The organism is Streptococcus sp. ZY19097, assembly GCF_040731245.1.
Classification (GTDB): Bacteria; Bacillota; Bacilli; order Lactobacillales; family Streptococcaceae; genus Streptococcus; species Streptococcus orisratti.
This window is the reverse complement of record NZ_CP160400.1, coordinates 1546502-1567977: the sequence shown is the minus strand read 5'-3', so window position 1 is coordinate 1567977 and position 21476 is coordinate 1546502. Positions and strand designations below refer to the sequence as shown.

At 37.7% G+C, this 21476-nt stretch carries 17 protein-coding genes and 2 pseudogenes; 16 read left to right on the top strand and 3 right to left on the bottom strand.

The genetic code is table 11. The annotated features are described in order from the left end of the window. The first annotated feature begins 15 nt into the window (after positions 1-15). The gene (gene miaA, locus ABZ559_RS07975; protein ID WP_367005879.1) at positions 16-909 is read left to right on the top strand and encodes a tRNA (adenosine(37)-N6)-dimethylallyltransferase MiaA; all 894 of its coding nucleotides are present in this window, start codon (positions 16-18) and stop codon (positions 907-909) included. Positions 910-968: 59 nt separating this feature from the next. After that, the gene (rpsU, locus tag ABZ559_RS07970; RefSeq protein ID WP_000048058.1) at positions 969-1145 is read left to right on the top strand and encodes a 30S ribosomal protein S21; all 177 of its coding nucleotides are present in this window, start codon (positions 969-971) and stop codon (positions 1143-1145) included. Positions 1146-1276: 131 nt separating this feature from the next. On the opposite strand, the gene mscL is transcribed toward rpsU, so the two are convergent. Together mscL and ABZ559_RS07960 are read right to left on the bottom strand one after the other, a co-directional pair. After that, positions 1277-1657, bottom strand: a complete 381-nt coding sequence (gene mscL, locus ABZ559_RS07965; RefSeq protein ID WP_018376855.1) for a large conductance mechanosensitive channel protein MscL — start codon at positions 1655-1657, stop codon at positions 1277-1279. 461 nt (positions 1658-2118) lie between these two features. Beyond that, on the bottom strand, positions 2119-2658 hold the full coding sequence (locus ABZ559_RS07960; RefSeq protein WP_367005877.1) for a hypothetical protein: 540 nt from the start codon (positions 2656-2658) through the stop codon (positions 2119-2121). A 568-nt stretch (positions 2659-3226) separates the two neighbouring features. Here ABZ559_RS07960 and pheS point away from each other — a divergent pair. The 12 genes and pseudogenes from pheS (at position 3227) to ABZ559_RS07900 (ending at position 18629) form a co-directional block, all read left to right on the top strand. Further along, a complete protein-coding gene (gene pheS / locus ABZ559_RS07955; protein WP_018375871.1) occupies positions 3227-4270 on the top strand; it encodes a phenylalanine--tRNA ligase subunit alpha in 1044 nt (347 codons plus the stop codon). 36 nt (positions 4271-4306) lie between these two features. Continuing rightward, positions 4307-4831, top strand: a complete 525-nt coding sequence (locus ABZ559_RS07950) for an N-acetyltransferase (protein WP_277291534.1) — start codon at positions 4307-4309, stop codon at positions 4829-4831. Between the two features lie 69 nt (positions 4832-4900). After that, positions 4901-7306: a phenylalanine--tRNA ligase subunit beta gene (gene pheT, locus ABZ559_RS07945; RefSeq protein WP_367005876.1), complete on the top strand. Its 2406-nt coding sequence runs from the start codon at positions 4901-4903 to the stop codon at positions 7304-7306. 45 nt (positions 7307-7351) lie between these two features. Continuing rightward, positions 7352-9040, top strand: coding sequence for an AAA family ATPase (locus tag ABZ559_RS07940; RefSeq protein WP_367005874.1), 1689 nt, complete (start codon positions 7352-7354; stop codon positions 9038-9040). After that, positions 9021-10340, top strand: a complete 1320-nt coding sequence (locus ABZ559_RS07935) for a 3-isopropylmalate dehydrogenase (RefSeq protein ID WP_367005872.1) — start codon at positions 9021-9023, stop codon at positions 10338-10340. Before ABZ559_RS07940 ends, ABZ559_RS07935 begins: the two co-directional genes overlap by 20 nt. A 15-nt stretch (positions 10341-10355) precedes the next feature. Then, positions 10356-10797: pseudogene (locus tag ABZ559_RS07930) on the top strand (cytidine deaminase). A gap of 136 nt (positions 10798-10933) precedes the next feature. After that, a complete protein-coding gene (locus tag ABZ559_RS07925; RefSeq protein WP_367005870.1) occupies positions 10934-11791 on the top strand; it encodes a helix-turn-helix domain-containing protein in 858 nt (285 codons plus the stop codon). 400 nt (positions 11792-12191) lie between these two features. Next, a complete protein-coding gene (locus ABZ559_RS07920; RefSeq protein ID WP_321058380.1) occupies positions 12192-13382 on the top strand; it encodes an MFS transporter in 1191 nt (396 codons plus the stop codon). 95 nt (positions 13383-13477) lie between these two features. After that, positions 13478-14875 (top strand): C69 family dipeptidase, encoded by a 1398-nt coding sequence (locus tag ABZ559_RS07915; protein WP_367005869.1) that lies wholly within the window; start codon positions 13478-13480, stop codon positions 14873-14875. A 667-nt stretch (positions 14876-15542) separates the two neighbouring features. Continuing rightward, positions 15543-17060 carry a zinc ABC transporter substrate-binding protein AdcA gene (locus tag ABZ559_RS07910; protein ID WP_367005868.1) on the top strand — a complete coding sequence of 506 codons (1518 nt, stop codon included), beginning with the start codon at positions 15543-15545 and terminating at the stop codon, positions 17058-17060. Positions 17061-17522: 462 nt separating this feature from the next. Then, a complete protein-coding gene (locus tag ABZ559_RS07905; RefSeq protein WP_367005867.1) occupies positions 17523-17708 on the top strand; it encodes a lactococcin 972 family bacteriocin in 186 nt (61 codons plus the stop codon). 54 nt (positions 17709-17762) lie between these two features. Then, positions 17763-18629, top strand: coding sequence for a hypothetical protein (locus ABZ559_RS07900; protein ID WP_367005865.1), 867 nt, complete (start codon positions 17763-17765; stop codon positions 18627-18629). Between the two features lie 13 nt (positions 18630-18642). Here ABZ559_RS07900 and ABZ559_RS07895 read toward each other — a convergent pair. Beyond that, a pseudogene (locus ABZ559_RS07895) lies at positions 18643-19457 on the bottom strand (IS5 family transposase). A gap of 172 nt (positions 19458-19629) precedes the next feature. On the opposite strand from ABZ559_RS07895, the gene ABZ559_RS07890 reads away from it, so the two are divergent. Further along, positions 19630-20748: a DUF1430 domain-containing protein gene (locus ABZ559_RS07890; RefSeq protein ID WP_367005863.1), complete on the top strand. Its 1119-nt coding sequence runs from the start codon at positions 19630-19632 to the stop codon at positions 20746-20748. 3 nt (positions 20749-20751) lie between these two features. After that, a complete protein-coding gene (locus tag ABZ559_RS07885) occupies positions 20752-21384 on the top strand; it encodes an ABC transporter ATP-binding protein (protein WP_273403614.1) in 633 nt (210 codons plus the stop codon). The last annotated feature ends 92 nt before the right edge of the window (positions 21385-21476 follow it).

The following is a 21476-nucleotide window of genomic DNA, read 5'->3' as shown; positions in this document are numbered from 1 at the left end:
CAGGAAAGAGAGAAAATGTCAGAAAAAATTAAAATTCTAGTAGTTGTTGGTCCGACAGCAGTAGGAAAGACGGCCTTAGGAATTGAGTTAGCTCAAGCTTTTAATGGTGAAATTATTTCAGGGGACAGTCAACAAGTTTATCGCAAGTTAGACATTGGAACGGCCAAAGCAACAGTACAAGAACAGGTGGAAGCAGTGCACCATCTGATCGATGTGCGTGATGTAGATGAAAACTACTCGGTTTATGACTTTGTGAAGGAAGCGAAAGCTGCCATCATAGATATTTATAACCGTGGAAAACTCCCTATCATTGTGGGAGGGACCGGACTTTACCTACAAAGTTTGCTAGAAGGTTATCATTTAGGGGGTGAGGTTGACCAAGAGCAAGTACTGGCTTATCGAGCACAGCTGGACAATTTGTCTGATGACGACTTATTTGGGAGAATAGCAGAGCTGGGTCTTGATATCCCTCAACTAAACCGTCGCCGTGCTATGAGAGCACTAGAGCTAGCTAAGTTCGGACAAGTTATGGAAAACAAGGAGACCAACTATGATGCTCTACTCATTGGTCTAAACGATGACAGACAGCTTCTTTATGACCGTATCAACAAGCGTGTAGATTTTATGTTAGAAAACGGGCTTTTACAAGAAGCTCAGTGGTTATATGAAAATTTTCCTCAGGTACAAGCGGCACGTGCTATAGGTTATAAAGAGTTATTTCCCTATTTTTCGGGTGAACAATCATTGCAGGAGGCCACAGATAAACTTAAACAAAATACACGCCGATTTGCAAAGCGTCAATTAACTTGGTTTAGGAATCGAATGACTATCAACTTTTACAGAGTAAGCGACTCTGATACTAAAGAAAAGATTGAAAAAAAAGTTAGAGATTTCTTGACAATCCTCTAAAAATTAGGTATCCTAGTAAGGAACGTGAAAATGTTACAATATCTTGAGGAGGTGAAAACATGTCAAAAACAGTAGTTCGTAAAAATGAATCACTTGACGATGCACTTCGTCGTTTCAAGCGTTCTGTGACTAAAGCTGGTACTCTTCAAGAATCACGTAAGCGTGAATTCTACGAAAAACCTTCTGTAAAACGTAAACGTAAATCAGAAGCAGCTCGCAAACGTAAAAAATTCTAAGTTTAGAATAACAAAGCTAGAGAGATTTCTCTGGTTTTTTTGATTTCCTAAACAAAAGAAGCTGAGACAATAGCGCTCAGCTCCTTTTGTTTATAGAGTTATCAGTGCAAAATGCAGTGGTTCTGAAGACATTATTTGTTGGCAAGCAAGTCGCGAATTTCAGCAAGTAATTCTTCTTGAGTTGGTGCAGCTTCCTCTTCTTCAACGACCTCCTCTTTTTTGCCAAGTGATACAGCGTGGTTAGCAGCTTTGACAACGAAGAAGAGTGTTGTACCAATAATAAGGAAATTGATGATAGCGCTTAGGAAGCTACCATATTTTACACCATTCCATGCAAGATCAGCAATGTTTTCTACATTAGCTGCTTTCAAGGCAGGATTAAGAATCAGAGGTGTGATGATATCACCTACAAGTGATGTGATGATGGCATTGAAAGCAGCACCCATGACAACAGCAACAGCAAGATCCAAGACATTGCCTTTAAACAAAAACTCTTTAAGTTCTTTAATCATTAGATTTCTCCTTTATTTAGTTCTTAACCATTATAACAGAAAGCCTTTAACGAACGCAATAGGATTGCTCAGTTTAGTGTAAATAAAACGTTTTCTGATGATGTAAAAATTTTAACGTGAGATTAGATGCAGTTGTAATCGAAATCTTAGAACTTGTAGTCACAGTTCAGCACTTCTATATAAGGCTAGTTTTTTGAGCTATGCATCGTTAGTTTTTTCAAAATACAGTCGGTATTTTGAAAAAACCTACCTTGATTAGCGAAAAAGGCTCTCCTAGATAAAAGAGCTTTACTTGTAAATACAGGTTCTTATAATACTAAAATTTTCCATAGAAGCAAGTTTGTCCCAAAAAGTCATTTGTAGATGGAAAAATTTCATATCATGTTGAGGTGTGAATGAGTATTACAAAGCATTCAAAACTATTTTTATCATTTTGTGCCTGCTGTGTTTCGGTCTTTTCTCTATTCAAATTTGCGTTGGTATATCAGATTAAATAACCACTGTAGATTAAGTTTTGGTTTTGGCTGTACTCTAAGAATTGGTGTTATAGCTCGTTCAACATAGTTCTCCGCTTCTTTCTTGCTTTCTGATGATTTACTATATTGAAAACCATTTTTAGTAATATCACGAATTCTTTTCATTTGAAACACCCCTTTCTCATTGAAACGATATGACGTTAAAATAGCGTCTTCTGGTCTATCGTATTTTGAATTATCATATACAATGGGACTTCGATAGCCACTAACAGAAAATTCTTCATTGACAATTATCGAATTAACACCATCATTATCGTAATCATAATCTAAGTTAGAATTTTTCGGTTTTTCCAGATAATAGAGATATTTGAGAGTAAAAATTAATTCAGGATTTGTGCTTTTCTTATGTGGGAGATATTGGGCATAATAGCCTGAATGGGTAACTAGATTAAGATAAACGGTGCGATAAGACAAAAGCACTATTAAAACTAGTGGAATGGCAAGCAATTTCTTTGACAATTTCATAAAATCTTTCTGAACTTTCTATTTCAATTACTTCTGATATTTTTGATTAAGTAACTGCTGCAAATTAACATCGGGTTCTTTCTCCATCTTTACAGCTAAAACGAGATTATTTGGGATAACTATCATCGCAGGATTTTTATTTTGACTTGAGAGATATGCTTAGCATAATGTTATCAGCAAGTAGAAGGATTTGCTAAGTGCTGTAATAACTGTAAGATAGACTCTTTTTAGGTATTATAGGCTTTCTTCCAGAATACAATTGGTATTATACCATGATATGCTATTTCAAGGAGAAAAGTGATTGAAAAAATCTCAGATATTTGTTACACTAGTAGTTAATTGAATAGTGTCTTATGAGACTAGTAACTTAATGGAAGTCTAACAGGGAAGGTTGGTCGTTGACTGGAAGCCAATCAGATGGAAGTTTTGCCAATTCACTCATGTAAAAAGACAAACAATTAAGGTCTGCTTGTCAGATGAAAACGGATGGTACCGCGTGTCAACGCTCCGATGTGGAGTTTGACGCGTTTTTTGTTTCAATCAGGCCTTAAACAGGGAAAGGATAACCATGGATTTACAAACTCAATTAGAAGAATTAAAGACTTCAACTCAGACTAAATTGGCTGAAATGAAAGGTAATCACGCTAAAGAACTACAAGATCTTCGTGTTGCTGTCTTAGGGAAAAAAGGCTCTCTAACAGATCTTTTGAAGGGGCTTAAAGATTTGTCAAAAGAGGAACGCCCTGTCGTAGGTAAAATGGTCAACGAAGTTCGTGACATTTTAACAGAGGCTTTTGACGAAACGGCTAAAATTGTTGAAGCCGCAAAAATTCAAGCACAATTAGATGCAGAAAGTATCGATGTGACCCTACCAGGTCGAAAAGTTTCTTTGGGAAATCGTCATATCCTCAGTCAAACTAGTGAAGAAATTGAAGACATTTTCTTGGGGATGGGTTTCCAAGTTGTGGATGGTTTTGAAGTTGAACAAGATTATTACAACTTTGAGCGGATGAATTTGCCAAAGGATCACCCAGCGCGTGATATGCAAGATACCTTCTACATCACTGAGGAAATCTTACTTCGTACTCACACAAGTCCTGTTCAAGCGCGTACGCTTGATAAACACGACTTTTCTAAAGGTCCTTTGAAGATGATCTCACCAGGGCGTGTCTTCCGTCGTGATACAGATGACGCTACTCATAGCCACCAATTCCACCAAATTGAAGGTCTTGTTGTCGGTGAAAATATTTCAATGGGTGACCTCAAAGGAACGCTTGAAATGATTAGCCAAAAAATGTTTGGTGCTGATCGTAAGATTCGTCTTCGACCATCTTATTTCCCATTCACAGAGCCATCCGTAGAAGTTGACGTTTCATGTTTCAAATGTGGTGGTAAGGGATGTAATGTCTGCAAGAAAACGGGTTGGATTGAAATTCTTGGTGCTGGTATGGTTCACCCTCGCGTTTTAGAAATGTCTGGCGTTGATTCTGAAAAATATTCTGGCTTTGCTTTTGGGCTTGGTCAAGAACGTATCGCAATGCTTCGCTATGGTATCAACGACATTCGTGGTTTTTATCAAGGGGATGTTCGTTTCTCAGAACAATTTAAATAACGAGAGAGGATAGAAAAACGATTGGAGGGAGAGCTATTGTCAGAAATAACGATAAAAAAAGTGACTTTGGACAAGTTAGCAACTTTGCAAGAACTTAGCATTCAGACTTTCCGTGAAACTTTTGCTTTTGATAATACCGAAGAGGAACTCCAACAGTTTTTTGATGATAGTTATACTTTGGAGCAACTCAAAAAAGAGATAATCAACCCAGAATCTGATGTTCGTTTTGTCTTGGTTGATGGGCGTGAGGTTGGCTTTATGAAAGTCAATTGGGGCGCTGCACAGACCGAACACGAATTAGAAAATGCCTTTGAAATTCAGCGCATTTATATCCTTAACGAGTGTCAAGGATTAGGCTTAGGTAAGAAATTATTTGAGCTAGCGCTTGATATGGCAAAAGAAGGTCGCTTTGATTGGGCTTGGTTAGGTGTCTGGGAAAATAATATCAGGGCACAGGTTTTTTACCAAAAATATGGCTTTGAAAAATTTTCAGAACACTCTTTTAAAGTTGGCGATAAAGTAGATACAGACTGGCTTATGAGAAAAGCCTTAAAAGAATAACAGTAGAAGGGATAAAGAAGCTTACATTTCAAATGCGTTTTGAATGTAAAAAGCTTTTAACACATTATTATGTTAGTAAGTTATAAATGGTTAAAAGAGCTTGTTGATGTTGATGTAACAACACATGAGCTTTCTGAAAAAATGTCAACAACCGGAATTGAGGTTGAAGGAGTTTCAACACCATCTGAAGGTTTGACAAAACTAGTTGTTGGTCACGTTGTATCTTGTGAAGATGTTCCAGAAACACATTTGCACCTGTGCCAAGTTGATACAGGCGATGATGAATTGCGTCAAATTGTCTGTGGAGCTCCAAATGTGACTGCTGGAATCAATGTTATCGTAGCAGTTCCGGGTGCTCGTATTGCGGATAACTACAAAATCAAAAAAGGTAAAATCCGCGGTATGGAATCACTTGGTATGATTTGTTCGCTTCAAGAACTTGGTTTGCCAGATTCTATTATTCCAAAAGAATTTTCTGATGGTATTCAAATTTTGCCTGAAGATGCTAAACCAGGTGATAGCATTTTCCCATACCTTGATTTGGATGATGAAATCATTGAATTATCTATCACACCAAATCGTGCGGATGCTCTTTCTATGCGCGGGGTTGCTCATGAAGTGGCTGCTATTTATGGTAAAGAGGTTCATTTCCCAGAAAAAGAACTTAAAGAAGTTTCTAAAGCTGCAAAAGACGTTATCGATGTTGCTATCGAATCTGATAAAGTTTTGACTTATAAAGCGCGTGTTGTTGAAAATGTGACTGTTAAACCAAGTCCACAATGGCTGCAAAACCTTTTGATGAATGCTGGTATCCGTCCAATCAACAACGTTGTTGACGTGACAAACTATGTCTTGTTGTACTTTGGTCAACCAATGCATGCTTTTGATTTGGATAAATTTGAAGACAAGAAAGTTGTTGCACGCAGTGCGCGTGATGGTGAAAAACTGGTAACTCTTGATGGTGAAGAGCGTGATTTGATAGCAGAGGACATTGTGATTAGCGTAGCTGGTAAGCCTGTTGCTCTTGGTGGAGTCATGGGTGGTCAGGCGACTGAAATTGACCAATCTTCTAAAAATGTGCTTTTGGAAGCGGCTGTCTTTGATGGTAAATCTATTCGTAAAACAAGCGGTCGTTTGAACCTTCGTTCTGAAAGTTCATCACGTTTTGAAAAAGGTATCAACTATGCAACTGTTGCTGAAGCTCTTGATTTTGCAGCAGCAATGCTTACAGAATTAGCTGACGGAACAGTTCTTGCTGGTCGTGTTGAAGCTGGTTCAGTTCCAACTGATGATGTTGAGGTATCAACGACTCTTGATTATGTTAATGTTCGTCTGGGAACAGAGTTGACTTACGCTGACATTGAAGACGTCTTTACAAAACTTGGTTTTGGTGTTGCGGGTAATGGTGATAAATTTACCGTTTCTGTTCCACGTCGTCGTTGGGACATTGCTATCCAAGCTGATTTGGTAGAAGAAATTGCCCGTATCTATGGTTATGACAAGTTGCCAACCACTCTGCCAGAAGCTGCTGGAACAGCGGGTGAACTAACAGTCAGTCAAAAATTGCGTCGCCAAGTGCGTACGATTGCAGAAAGTGCAGGTTTGTCAGAAATTATTTCATATGCTTTAACAACGCCTGAGAAAGCTGTAGAATTCGCTCTTAATCCTAGCAATGTGACCGAGCTTATGTGGCCTATGTCAGTTGAGCGTTCTGCCCTTCGTCAAAACATCGTATCCGGTATGTTGGATACCGTAGCCTACAATGTAGCGCGTAAGAACAGTAATTTGGCTATCTATGAAATCGGTAAAGTTTTTGAACAAAAAGGCAATCCAAAAACTGAATTGCCAAATGAAATCAATACCTTTGCCTTTGCTATTTCTGGATTGGTTGTTGAAAAAGATTTCCAAACTAAGGCAATACCTGTGGATTTCTTCTATGCTAAAGGTATCGTTGAAGCTTTGGCAGACAAGCTTGGCTTAGCCTTGGATTTTGTTGCTGACAAATCTCTGGCAAGCATGCACCCAGGACGTACGGCAGCTGTCATGCTTAATGGTGAGACTATTGGTTTTGTTGGTCAAGTGCATCCGCAAACAGCCAAAGACTATAGCATTCCACCAACTTACGTGGCTGAATTGAACTTGGATGCTATTGAAGCTGTGCATTCTGACGACAAAGTCTTCCAAGAAATCAGCAAATTCCCTACCGTTACTCGAGATATGGCTCTGCTTTTGGACACAGAAATCAGCCATCAGGATATTGTAGCTGCAATCCAATCGGCCGGTGTCAAACGCTTAATTGCTATTAAACTCTTTGATGTCTTTACTGGTGAAAAGCTAGGACTTGGCAAGAAATCAATGGCCTACAGCCTAACCTTCCAAAACTCAAATGACAACCTGACTGACGAAGAAGTTGCCAAATACATGGAAAAAATCACCAAAGCCCTAACCGAACAAGTCGGAGCGGAAGTACGGTAAGAGATTAGCCCAGTTTATTCTGGGCTTTTTGACGAGGGTGAAGAAATGGTAGAACAAAAATATAAAGATTTTAAATATCTCTTAAAACGATTTGTTGAACAATCACATGTGAATTTGATAGATGTTGAGAGGAGAAAAACAGAGCTAGGCATTAGTGGATTTGAATCAAATAGTTACACGAAAGAAAAAAATTTTTGTTATCTGAGCATTGATGATATCAGTTTTCACATCCATCTTTTTAACAATGGCTCATACGGTCCTAAAAGTGGAAAGGGGAGGACAACCTTGCCTTATATCAATATCAGTGTCGGTGAAGGAACTTGGGCTAACCTTCGTGTTACTTTTGAAAATTTTCATATTGTTAGTTTCCATATCGTTATTTGGGAACAGAGGACAAATAGGGATATCCAAGAAATTGGTTCATACTTGGTGAAGGATTTAGGGATAGATGATGAGTCAGATCCTAATGAAAAGTTACAAGAATTTTACGATAATTATATTTCTCTAAATTCAGTCCAAAAAGAAATAGGAGGATTAAACATGATGACTGATGATTACATCCAAAAACTTCAGGCTTCAAAGAACCTCATCTTCCGGGGGGCACCGGGTACTGGTAAGACTTACCTAGCCCGCCAGATAGCGGCTGAGATGATTGGTTGCGATGTGGAGGAGTTGGGAGATAATCCTCAATTTGAATTTGTCCAATTTCATCCCAATTATGACTATACTGACTTTGTCGAAGGACTTCGTCCTGTTAATGTTGATGGTAGTATAGGCTTTGAATTACAGAATGGTATTTTTAAAGCATTTTGTGAGAAAGCGAAGAAAACGGGTGAAAGTGGTGGACAAGATAATTTTGATTCAGCTTGGAATGCTTATCTTGAATTTATCAATAACAGTGATGAAAAAGAGCGATTGACAGAACAATCTTATCTGACGGTTAACAGTCGAAATAATTTAAATGTCAACTATGAGAGCAAAGCTCAAGGAACTGTTCTAACAAAGTCTTATGTTTACGAACTTTATAAAAATAGTTCATATGATAAACAAACCTACTATCGTGGACAAGGAAGAAAAGTTCTTGAAAAATTAGAAAATAAATTTGAGCTTACACCTTATAAGAAACCAAGTTCTGAAGTGGCGGATAAGAATAAACCGTTCATCTTTCTTATTGATGAAATCAACCGTGGAGATATGGCTAAAATTTTTGGAGAGCTGTTTTTCTCGTTGGACCCCAACTATCGGGGAACGACTGGTGCTATTTCGACACAATACGCTAATATGCATGAGACAGATGACAAGTTTTATATTCCTGAAAATGTCTATATCATTGGAACTATGAATGATATTGATCGTTCGGTGGATACTTTTGATTTTGCGATGCGTAGGCGTTTTAGGTTTGTGGAAGTGAAAGCAGAGGATAGATTGGAAATGTTGGACGAGCAATTAGGCGATAATGCTGAGGAAGCGAAAACACGCTTGACCAATCTCAACAACGTTATTTCAGACACAGAAGGTCTCAATTCTCACTACCATATCGGACCGTCTTATTTCTTGAAATTGAAGAATATCGCTTATGATTACAATGTACTTTGGTCTGATTACTTAGAGCCGCTTTTAGAGGATTATGTCCGCGGGCAACTTAATGAAGCTGAGCTGATGGAATCTTTTAAGGATGCTTATTATCTATCCGATAAAGTTGAGGAAACTGCTGATGATACAGCTCAAGGATAACGGTAAGAAACAGCGAAAGGAGGTTAAAATATCAGATGATTTTTTAAATCAAATCGCTAATAAAACCTTAGAAAATTTTCAGAAAGAAGGCCTTTTTATCTTTCCAGCTGATTTATCAGAATCTAATGATCTTGAAAGCAGTCAAAAGATTTTAGAAACGATTGGAAATGAATTACAGACCGGCAATGTCATGGGAATTTTGAAGCGTGGTGAAGAAGAGCTTTTCATTCAGTCTCGTTTCGATGATGAGAATAATTTCTTTTTCTTCTATATGCTGGAGAAAGTGCTGCATTTCAATGTGACTGACTTTATGATGAGTGCACGTAAACATAATTACCTCAACTTTCTAGTCTTTCTTTTTCCCTATTATCTCAACAAAGCCTTGACCAAAGGAATTTACAAAGAGTATCGGCATTTTCACTATAATGATGCTAACATCCGTGGGCGTATTGATGTTAATCGTTTTCTCAAGGAGGACCTTCCTTTTATAGGAAAAATTGCTTATGATACACGTGAGCGGAGCAGTGAGAATGCGGTAATCCATCTGGTGCGTTATACCATTGATTTTTTAAAGAAAAAGGGATATGACAAGCTTTGGCTATCTGATAAGACCAGCCGTGAAAATGTTGATGTCATTGTCCAAAATAGTCAGAATTACCAAAAGAAGTCTTTATCTCAAATTTTACTGACCAATATTAAGAAACCGCTGCGTCATGCTTATTATCATGAGTATCGGGATTTGCAACGACTTTGCATTGCCATTTTAAGACGGGAAACTGTCATGCCTTACCAGCAAAACCAGCAGGAAGTTTCAGGTTTCTTGATTGATGGCGCCTGGCTCTGGGAAGAATATCTAGCGACCTTGTTACCTGAATTTGAGCATCCGCAGAACAAGGCGGGAAAAGGTGGTATTTCTGTTTTCCAAAAAGGTAATGGTCGAAAAGTTTATCCCGACTTTTACAATCGCCATTCCAGTATTGTTTTAGATGCCAAATATAAAAGACTGGAAACGACTGAGAAGGGTATTGCTCGGGGAGATTTATTTCAGCTGATTAGTTATTCTTATATTTTAGAAACCCGAATAGGTGGTCTACTGTTTCCAAGCAATGAAAAAGGGGTTGACAATCATATTGGAAAGCTAAATGGTTATGGTGGAATGTTGAAAAAATGGTCTCTTTTGCTTCCTCAAACCAGCAGCAACTATAATGATTTTGTCAATCAAATTCAAAAATCTGAAAAAGTATTTCAAGAAAAAATCACCAAAGCCCTAACCGAACAAGTCGGAGCGGAAGTGCGGTAAGAAAGGAAGCAGACGATAGATATTTGGGAAAAACTATATGAGGAAGCTAAAAGAGGTTACAACTCCTCACTATGTCTCTCCCCTCATCTATGCCAATCATGTTGTGGCAGCAATTGAAGCTGAAGACGGTCAAATTTTTACGGGATACTGTTTTGAAGCGACTTCAGGCGTTTTCCACCTCTGTGCAGAACGCTCTGCCGCCTTTAACATGTACCAGCAGTCTGGTCAAACAGCAATTAAATGCATCATTGCCTTTTGTGATAAAGCACCTTACGGTGAAGCCTCTGGCATGCCCTGCGGAGCTTGCCGTGAATTTCTGTTGCAACTGTCTGAGAAAAACAAGCAGACGGAATTTATGGTTGATTACGATAAACGAGAAACCATCACACTTGGTGAACTCATGCCACTCTGGTGGGGAGATGAACGCATAGCTGCAAACACGGATGGATTGAAGTGAGAGGTAAATTAACTCTGGGGTGAAAAGAAATCTGACAAGTGAGTCTAGCCTCTTTATTTACCCGCCTTTTCTATAAAATCTGATATAATACTACCACGTTTTTGTGAATGTGTTTTCTTGTCAGAAAGGAGTTTCTATGTTCATCTACGGTCCGATTTTTAGGGAGTTTCGGAAAAATCGTCAGTTTTCTCTCAAGCAGGTAGCGTCAGATGATTTGTCTGTATCGCAGCTGTCTCGCTTTGAACGGGGAGAATCTGACCTATCTTTAACCAAGTTTTTGCAGGCTTTAGATGCTATTGGCTTATCAACGCGAGAATTTATGGATAGGGTTAATGAGTATCAGAGAGTTGGTCAAAAAGTGCTCATGTCTCAGATGGCGAAATACCATTATCAGAAAAATGTGGCTGGTCTAGAAGACATGATTCTAGATGAGGAAGAGAAGTTGCGTAAGGATTCTTCAAATATGAGAGCGAAACTAAATATTATTCTCTTTAAAGGGATGATTTGTGAGTGTGTCCCATCAAGGACAATGAGTCAGTCAGACTTAGACTTTTTAGCGGACTATCTGTTTCAGAAGGAGCAGTGGGAGATTGATGAATTAATTTTAATTGGTAATCTCTATCGTTATTATAAGACGGATCTTATTTGCCGCATGGTTAAGGAAGTTCTTAAGCGTAAGGACTTTTACCAGGATGTACCGACCAACAAGAACGTTGTGGAAACGACTCTCTTAAATGTGGTAGAAACACTGACTGAGCGTGGAGACTTGCTTGAGGCAAGCTATTTTTTAGAAAAAGTCGAGCCAATGCTTTATAATGAACGCAACGCCTATCATCGCATTATTCTGCTTTACGAAAAGGGCTTTTTGGCCTATGCCAAGGGGCATTCATCTGGTTTGGAGATGATGAAAAATGCTATCTTTTGTTTTCAAGTCACAGGCTCTAAATATCATGCTCAGACTTTTCAAGACCACTTTACCCGTGTTACTAAGTAAAATTCCTGTTTATGGGAATTTTTTTCGTTTGTCCTTTTAATCTTTTATAATAACAATAGACCAAACAAGATGATTATACTCAATGAAAATCAAAAGTAGCCTAGGAAACGAGGCCGACGATAGAACTTGAGTTCATCAAGGCAAGTTGACAACGGATAATTTTGATTTTCGAAGAGTATTAGCCTCTTCGAGCGTCAAACTCAGACATTATTAGACTTATTGGGAAGAAGATTAGTCTTGCCTGCACACTGCGGATAGGAAATACGTTTGAATTATCTGCAACCTTTCATCCTATCTTTACTAGAAAGTTAGTTTGTGTTTATTCAAGTCTGTGACAGATTTTTGATTGTAAAGAAGCCGTCAGCAGTTTGGTTATATATTTTAGATTAAGGGGATTATTATGAATTTAAATGGACTTAAATTATTGTCTAGCCGTGCCATTAACAAACTGGGTGATGTTTTGTATGACTACGGAAATAGCACTTGGATTGCTTCTATGGGTAGTCTGGGTCAAAAGTTTCTTGGGATTTATCAAATTGCAGAGCTATTGGTGTCTATCGTTCTCAATCCTTTCGGTGGTGCTCTGGCAGACCGTTTCAAACGAAGAAAAATTTTACTGGTAACAGATGGGCTTTGTGCTATTATTTGTCTGGGAATTTCTTTTATTGGCAATACGCAGTTACTACTTTATGGCCTTATTGCGGCTAATGTTGTCCTTGCTATTTCCAGTGCTTTCTCTGGTCCTGCCTACAAATCTTATATACCAGAAGTAGTAGATAAAACAGACATTGTCACCTACAATTCCAATCTTGAAACTGTCGTGCAAATCATTAAGGTAAGCTCACCTGTAGTGGGTTTTTTCATCTTTAATCATTTGGGTATTCGCTTGACCCTTGTCATCGATGCTTTGACTTTCTTTTTATCTTTTCTTTGTCTCTATGCTATCAAATTAGAAACCGAGGAAGAAGTTGAACCAACTAATAAAACCTTAGCAGCCAAGGCTATTGTCACTGATATTTTAGAAGGCTTTACCTACATCAAAAAGGAGAAAGAAATTTTCTTCCTGCTAGTTATCGCTGCGCTGATTAATACTTTCATTGCTATGTTTAATTACCTTCTCCCCTTCACAAATCATCTCTTCAAGGATTCCAGTGCTTATGCTAGTCTTTTGAGTTTGGCAGCAGTGGGATCGATTATCGGGGCGCTAGTCGCTAGAAAAGTGAAGAACAGTATGAGCTCTCTACTATGGATGCTAGCCTTCAGTGGTCTGGGTATGATGGTCATATCTCTATCGCCACTTTTGAATTTTCCTGTGTGGCTTTCCTACAGCGGCAACCTCCTTTTTGAAGGATTTCTAACCATTTTTAACATTCATTTTTTCAGTCAAGTTCAGTTGCGTGTTGCCAAGGCCTATATGGGGCGAGTTATCTCAACTATCTTCACTATTGCCATCCTCTTTATGCCTCTAGGTACACTGACCATGACCCTTCTACCGGTAGCTCTATCAGTGACCAGTTTCATGGTTCTGGGCTCTGCTATTTTTCTTATGTCAATGCTAGCGCTAATCTATGTACGACGAAACTTTAGTTAGTCTTAGGATTTACTGCTAGATTATAAAACTTACTTTGAACTTTTCTCTTAACTGTGATAGGATAGAGAAGAAATTAAATAAGTGAGGAAATACAAATGAGTTGTACTACAATTCTTGTCGGAAAAAAAGCGTCCTATGATGGTTCAACCATGATTGCCCGTACAGAAGATTCACAAAATGGTGACTTTTGCCCTAAACAGTTCAAGGTTATCACCCCTGAAGAACAGCCCAGTCATTACAAATCGGTTTTGTCTAGTTTTGAGATTGATTTGCCTGACAAACCCATGCGCTATACATCTGTCCCAAATGCGCTTGATAATGAAGGAATCTGGGGAGAAGCGGGAATCAACGAAGTCAATGTAGCCATGAGTGAAACAGAGACTATCACAACCAATAGTCGCGTTTTGGGAGCAGATCCTTTGGTAGCCTCTGGTATCGGTGAGGAAGATATGTTGACGCTTGTTTTGCCTTATATTCACTCTGCACGAGAGGGTGTAGAGCGTTTAGGTGCCATTTTAGAAAAATATGGAACTTATGAGTCAAATGGTATCGCCTTTTCTGATGTGGATGACATTTGGTGGATGGAGACTATCGGCGGACATCATTGGATTGCTCGCCGAGTACCGGATGATGCCTATGTGACCAATCCAAATCAGTTGGGAATTGATCATTTTGAATTTAACAATCCAGATGATTATATGTGTTCGAGTGATTTAAAAGAATTTATTGCCAAATATGATCTGGATTTGACATATTCCAATGAACATTTCAATCCACGCTATGCATTTGGTAGTCAGCGTGACAAAGATCGTCATTACAATACCCCACGTGCTTGGGCTATGCAGCGATTCTTGAACCCAGAAATTGAACAAGATCCACGCAGTTTCTTTATTCCATGGTGCCAAAAACCCTATCGCAAAATCACTATTGAGGATGTCAAATATGTTCTTAGCAACCATTATCAGGACACGATTTATGATCCTTATGGACCAGAGGGGAGTTCGGTCAGCCAACGTAGTTTCCGTACTATCGGAATCAATAGAACCAGTCAAACAGCTTTAATGCAGTTGCGCCCTAATTGCCCTCATGAGACCACTGGTGTCCAGTGGTTGGCCTATGGATCTATGCCTTTTGGGACAATGGTGCCCTTCTTTACGCAAGTCTCAACCACACCAGCTTACTTTGCTAACACGACTGCTGATGTATCTACCAATAGTTTCTATTGGGTTAATCGCTTGATTGCTGCGATTGCAGATGCACATTTCCACCAACATGAAGGTGATATTGAAGCTTACGTTGAAAAAACGATGGCTCAGGGCCATGCTATGATTCACACGGTTGACAAGGCTTTAGCAAATGGTGAAGCAATTGATTTTGAAGCTGAAAATCAAGCGATAAGCGATTTTCTTGAAGCAGAAACCCAAAAGTTGCTTAACAAGATTCTCTTTGATGCTAGCAATCTTATGACTAACCGCTTCTCAGTCAGTGACTAAGCTATTTCCCAATGGGCACCTCTATAAACTCCCAAAATTGCAAATTTAGAGTTATGAAAGCCTTGTTAAATCAACATTTTAAATTTTAGAAAATTAGTTTTTAGAGGTCCCCAAATAAAACAGTGCCACTGTTCCGCATCAGTTTCAAAAAACCTCTGCGAGTTTTAGTCACAGAGGTTTTTTAGTCTTTTAGTTTGCTTTTAGTACAAGGCAGCGAACTGCAGGTTGCTAGAACAACCTCTAGGCTGTTCTAGGTTGGAAATAAGACATGCGAAGGAAGTCACTTTCGTAAAGTACGGCAAAGTGAGTTCAAACAATCCAGTGGAGTGTTTGAAGTTGGAAATAAGGAAACGGAGTTTCCTCTTACGTCGAAGTAATCAAAGATAAACTAATTGACTATAAATAAATTTAAAAAACTACTTGAAGCTTAATGTATCACTGTTAGTCTTGACTTCGATGATACTGGCTTTTCAACACAATCAATCTGAATGTTCTTCTTTTCACTTTTGTTATAGCATGGCTAAACTAATTCTCGAAACAAAACACAGAATATTCTGAAAAAAACAACATGATAAGATTTTTCAAGATTTTGTAAGAAAAGACTTGCAAAGATTTTCAATTATGATATACTTAACCAGTAAATAACTAGTTAAGAAGAGGAGATGTCATGAAAAAGAAGATTCTTTTAATGATCAGTTTGTTGGGAGTTTTCCTGACTGTGCAACTTAGTCAGGCAAAATTAGTTTTAGCAGACAGTAAACTTAATGTTGTAACGACATTTTACCCTGTCTATGAGTTTACCAAAGGGGTTCTTGGGGATGAAGCTAAAGTTTCCATGTTAATCAAGGCGGGAACCGAACCACATGATTTTGAACCATCTACAAAAAATATTGCCACAATCCAAGATGCAGATGCATTTGTTTATATGGATGATAGTATGGAAACTTGGGTTAGCAGTTTGAGTAAGAGCATGGATACTAGCAAGAAGACCATTGTCAAAGGAACTGGGGACATGCTACTAATGGCTGGTACAGAAGAGGGTGACGAAGAAGACCATGGTGAAGAAGGACATCATCACGAATTTGACCCACACGTCTGGTTGTCGCCACTTCGCGCTGTTACAGTTGTTGAAAATATTCGTGATAGTTTTTCTAAGGCTTATCCTGATAAAGCTGATACTTTTAAAGCAAATGCTGCCGCTTATATTGAAAAACTTAAAGCACTTGATAAGGAATATAGCGCTGCTTTATCAACTGCTAAGCAAAAGAGCTTTGTTACACAGCACGCAGCTTTTGGTTACTTAGCACTTGATTATGGATTGAACCAAATCTCAATCACAGGAGTATCTGCAGAGTCTGAGCCATCAGCAAAACGTTTGGCTGAATTAGCAAAATATGTTAAAAAGTATGGCATTAAGTATATCTATTTTGAAGAAAATGCTTCAAGCAAGGTAGCAAAAACGTTAGCAAGTGAGGCCGATGTAAAAACAGCTGTCCTCAATCCAATTGAAAGTTTAACAACAAAAGAAATTAAAGCTGGTGAAGATTACTTCTCAACGATGCGAAAAAATCTAGCAGCTTTGCAATTGACTACTGAGGTAGAAGGAAAAGCTATTGAACCTGAAACTGATACTAGTAAAACTGTTCAAACAGGTTATTTTAAAGATAAAGATGTTACCGACCGTAAGTTAACTGATTGGACAGGTACTTGGCAATCAGTTTATCCTTATCTTTTAGACGGTACTTTGGATGAGGTTTGGGATTATAAGGCTAAAAAATCCCAAGGAGCAATGACTGCTGCTGAATACAAAGAATACTACACAACAGGTTATAAGACAGATGTCGAACAAATTAAGATTGATGGCAAAAAGAATAAAATTACTTTTGTTAAAAATGGTGTCAAACAAACCTTCACCTACAAATACGTTGGATATAAAATTTTGACTTATAAAAAAGGAAATCGTGGTGTTCGTTATCTTTTTGAAACAGATGATAAGAACGCTGGCGAATTCAAATATATTCAATTCAGTGACCACAACATTTCAAAAACCAAGGCTGAACATTTCCACCTTTTCTGGGGTAATACAAGTCAAGATGAGATCTTAGAAGAAATGGACAATTGGCCAACTTACTTCCCAGCATCATCTACTGGACATGAAATTGCACAAGACCTTGTGGCTCACTAAGTAAGATTAACAGGACAAAACAAGATCGGTAATGGTCTTGTTTTTTGGAATCCCAAAAAATAGAGCTTGAAGATAGAGTCTCTGGTTACTACTTGTTTTGCTCATAACTTTTACTTTGCCTAGCAGAGCATCATGTCAATTGACTGCTAAATCGGATTTTGTCTATCTTCTGAAACCAGCAGTTCACAGAAATGGTTATGATTATACAATAAAATTAGTGTATTTATTTACAAATAAGTCAAAGCGTGATAGAATGAAAAAGTGAAGAGAGCGCTTATTATAAAGGAGAATAATCTCAAACGATCGTAAAGAAAATTTGCAAGTGCAATCGGGAAATAGTGTTTTATTATACATGGTATTACATAAAGGAGAAAGCTATGAAAATTAAAAAGTTAGTCACTTCATTGGTATTGGGAGTTAGTCTAGCAAGCCCTATTGTAGCTGGAGGTACGTGGAATTACGGTGTTGGCTGGACAAACTTTTAGTTATTCAAACTATCATCATGCAACCAGATTTCATGGTTCTACCATTAAATACAATACAAAAGTAGTTGCAAGTGCAAATGCTAGTAAGGGCGACCGGGCAAATTCTAGTTATTCAATTTTCCCACCAACTAGGCTGTCTTATTATTGGAATTATGGAAACTAGCATATAGAAAGTGAGGCGAGGTATAGGGCTCGCCTCTTTTAGGAGGTAGAGAGTGTGAAGAAAATTATTAGCATATTTACTGTAGTTGCTACTATTTTAGTCAGTTTATTTGTTTATAATATTTTTCAGACAAAAGATTACCAGCGACTACAGAACCTAGGAAACGCAAGTGGTTTTACTCAGAATTTTTACTTAGTTCAAACAGATAAGACGGTAGAGGAGCATCTTAGCTTTTTAGAAGAACTGAGCAAAAAATATCAGGTATCAATTATCAGAACAGATTATGATAATGATACTATTGTCAAATCCATTCAAATCTATGCTGATAGCTTTCCAGATTATTTTATACCAAGCGAAAAAAAGCTAAAACTCAAAGATAGTTTTTATGCTAATTATAAGTCTGGAGAAGAAAAACAAATTAAGAAAATTCCAGCTTTCTCACTTCAGAACAAACTTATCGTTCAGTCTATGGAGGATTACTACTCTGATTCGAGTCACTCGATTCTAGGGAACTATGTAGCCATTTCGAGTTCCTCTATTGACACTCAAGGGTTAATAGAGGATATCAGTAATTTTTACAAGGTTGACAAAGAGAGTCTGCTTCATGAGACTGCTTTTAGCAGTGTAAGCTTGTTCAATCGTTTCTTGATACTGTATAGTGTCCTTCTGGCTCTATCATTTTTAATTATTGGAGTCATTGTTATTTCGTTAGGGGTTGCTGACATACATACGTTTGGTATCATGAAACTAAATGGCTTATCAAATGGTAGGATTATTTATGAAAGAATTCGACGGGATCTTAGTCGGATGATTCTATCCATCGCTGTCATAAATATCTATTTTTTAGTCACTTTAGAAGTATATCCACCTGGATTTTTTCAATTATTAGCGGTCGCTCAATTCCTATGTTTACTCTATTAGACTTGTTCGGTAACTACATCATCTCATGGTTGATGATGCCACAAATCAACTCAGCTCTTAATTCAAACCGTTTTCTACGATTACGATAGGTCTGTGCCATGATTTGAAAGGTTTTAAATTTGGCATTAAAGTGCTCAACTTCAATACGCATTTTAGCTATCTCTCGATTCAACCGTCTATCCTCTTCGGTTAAGAGGTGATGTTTAGAACGCTTAGCAGGAATAAAGGTATTTTCGTGAAATTTCAAGATGCCTAAATACCCTAAATCTACGAAAACAAGAGTATTTTGGGGCAAACTATAGCCAATACTCTCCTTAAAAAGGGTAAAATCATGCGTATGGCCATCTGAAAAAGCCAATTGACAAGCACGATGGCTAGTCAAATCAAGCATGATTTGAGTTTTTATGGTATGTCTTTTCTTTTTACCAGAATAATTCTTGCTTTGGTTTTTTTAGGGCGTTGAATAGGACTTTCAGTGACATCAATGGCAACAGTGGCGCTAGGTGCTTCCAAGTGGTCTAAATCAAAGAGACCTGAAGAACGAAGGGTGTCCTCTACCCATGTAATGGTCTCATTGACAGTTGCCACACCTACACCAAAATCAAATGCCAACAAGCGTTGAGTGGGGTAATAGCGTAAGTAGCGCAAGGTCATGATGAGCTGCTCTTCCATACTTAGACGGCGTGGGCGTCCTCCTTTCCGGTGTTGCTCTTGATAAGCGTCAGTGAGACAATCAAGCATCAGTTGAAACGTCGCTTTTTTAACACCTATCAACAATTTGAAATTCTCTGAGTTTAATTTTAAGGCTTTTTCGTATGTTGTTTCCATAGCTTTAGTATACCACCTTTGAGTTACCGAACAAGTCTATTACATCGCAGTGAATGGTTGGCTATATCTTTTAGTATCTAAGATAACCATTAGTAAGCTGTTGAAGAAATTCACGGACTTTAAATTTGGAGTTTCCTTAATTTACAGCTTAAAAATATTAGTATTTATTGTTATGGGATATTTGTTGATAAATACTTCTACAGTAGTGGTTGACATGTACCGCCAGCAAAGAAGCTACCAGCAATGGAATGATTATCTTGATTATTCTACTTTGGAATATTATTCACTAACACAAGCTGGAGAGGTAGATTTAGAAACGAATACAGGCGAGGGAGTAAAAGACCTTTTTCAGTTATATGAGTCATTGGAACAAGAAGCAAATGTTACCTATACTTATCATGAGAACTATGAGAAAGGTCAGACCTTAACTGATAACAAAGAAAATGAAATCTATCAGTTTCAAGATAATCTTGATATTTTAACTGTCAATTACCAATATTTAAAGCAAATAAAGATGTTGGACTTCATCGCAGGCGAGTCAGCTTCAACAAGAGTAATATTAGTACCTGATACTTTAAAAGGAAAGGATTTATCACCCACCTTTCGAGCCATTTTATTTAACCTTTACTCAGTAAAAGAGCAAGAGAATATAAAACTAGCGGATATTCCAATCAAAATCATCTATTATTCTGAACCTTTGGAAACTTTTTCCTTTGATTTCGGCAAAGAAGAGACATTAAAGAATCCCATCTTATTAGTCGTTAATCCTAAAAATATGCTTTGGTTTGAAAAGGTAAGGTTGACAAATACGCAATTAGAAAACCCGATAAAAATAAAAGGTGGAAATATTGAACAAGCAAAAATAGAGCAATTAGTTGCACAGAAATCCAAAGTATTTATTCCAAAATTTACCAAAATTAAAGACTTATTTAACCAAATCCTACAATTTAATCAAACGTTTCTGGTGATTATGGCAAGTATTTTATTGTTTACTTTTGGAATTGAACTTTTTGTTGCTTATGCCTTAAATTCAATCGTCTTTTATACAGAGCGCAGTAGTTTAGCCATTAAAAAATTGCTTGGCTTGAAGTTTTTTGATCGTTATAAGAAACATATCCTTGCGATGCTGTTAATATATGCTGTTACTGTTATTATTGTTGGAATCCTTGAACAAACGGTCATAATGTTTCCAGCAGTCTTGCTTTTAATTTTTGCAGATGCTCTATTGAGCATACATCATATTCTGAAAATAGAGTCTAAGCAAGTTGCTATTATGTTGAAGGAGGGGTGAGTCATGTTAGAAGTGAACAATCTAAGTAAAAATTTTGGCAGTAAAACAATCTTTAGTCAGCTATCCTTCTACATCAAAAAAGGAGAGATGGTTGCGCTTGTTGGACCAAGTGGATGTGGAAAATCAACCTTGCTGAACATTCTTGGTCTGATTGAAGATTTTCAAGCTGGAGACTATAGTTTTGATGGACTGAAAAATATAAAGGTCAACTCTAGGCATTCGGAGAAAGTTATTCGAGAGAAAATTTCTTATTTATTTCAAAATTTTGCTCTAATAGAGACAGAAACGGTTGAGAAAAATCTGTTACTAGCAATGACCTATGTCAAGATGAATAAAAAAGAAAAGTTAACTGAGATTGCTAAGGTCTTGGAAAAAGTGGGATTGAAAGGGTATGAAAATCGAAAGATTTATGAACTTTCTGGTGGAGAGCAGCAGCGAGTAGCTCTTGCTAGAGCCATTCTTAAACCAAGTGAACTTATTCTGGCTGACGAGCCAACAGGCTCCTTAGATAGAGAAAACAAATGGATTGTGATGAACTTGCTAAAAGAACTAAATGAATCAGGGAAAACGGTGGTTGTTGTGACACATGATGAAGAAATTGCAAATTCATGTGATCGGACTATCTCTTTACATTGAAAACAATTAAACCCACTAGTGTGAACTGGTGGGTTTGATTAGGTTCTGAAAATTATACTCTTTGAAACTCAAAAATGAACCTTGTTGGCTTA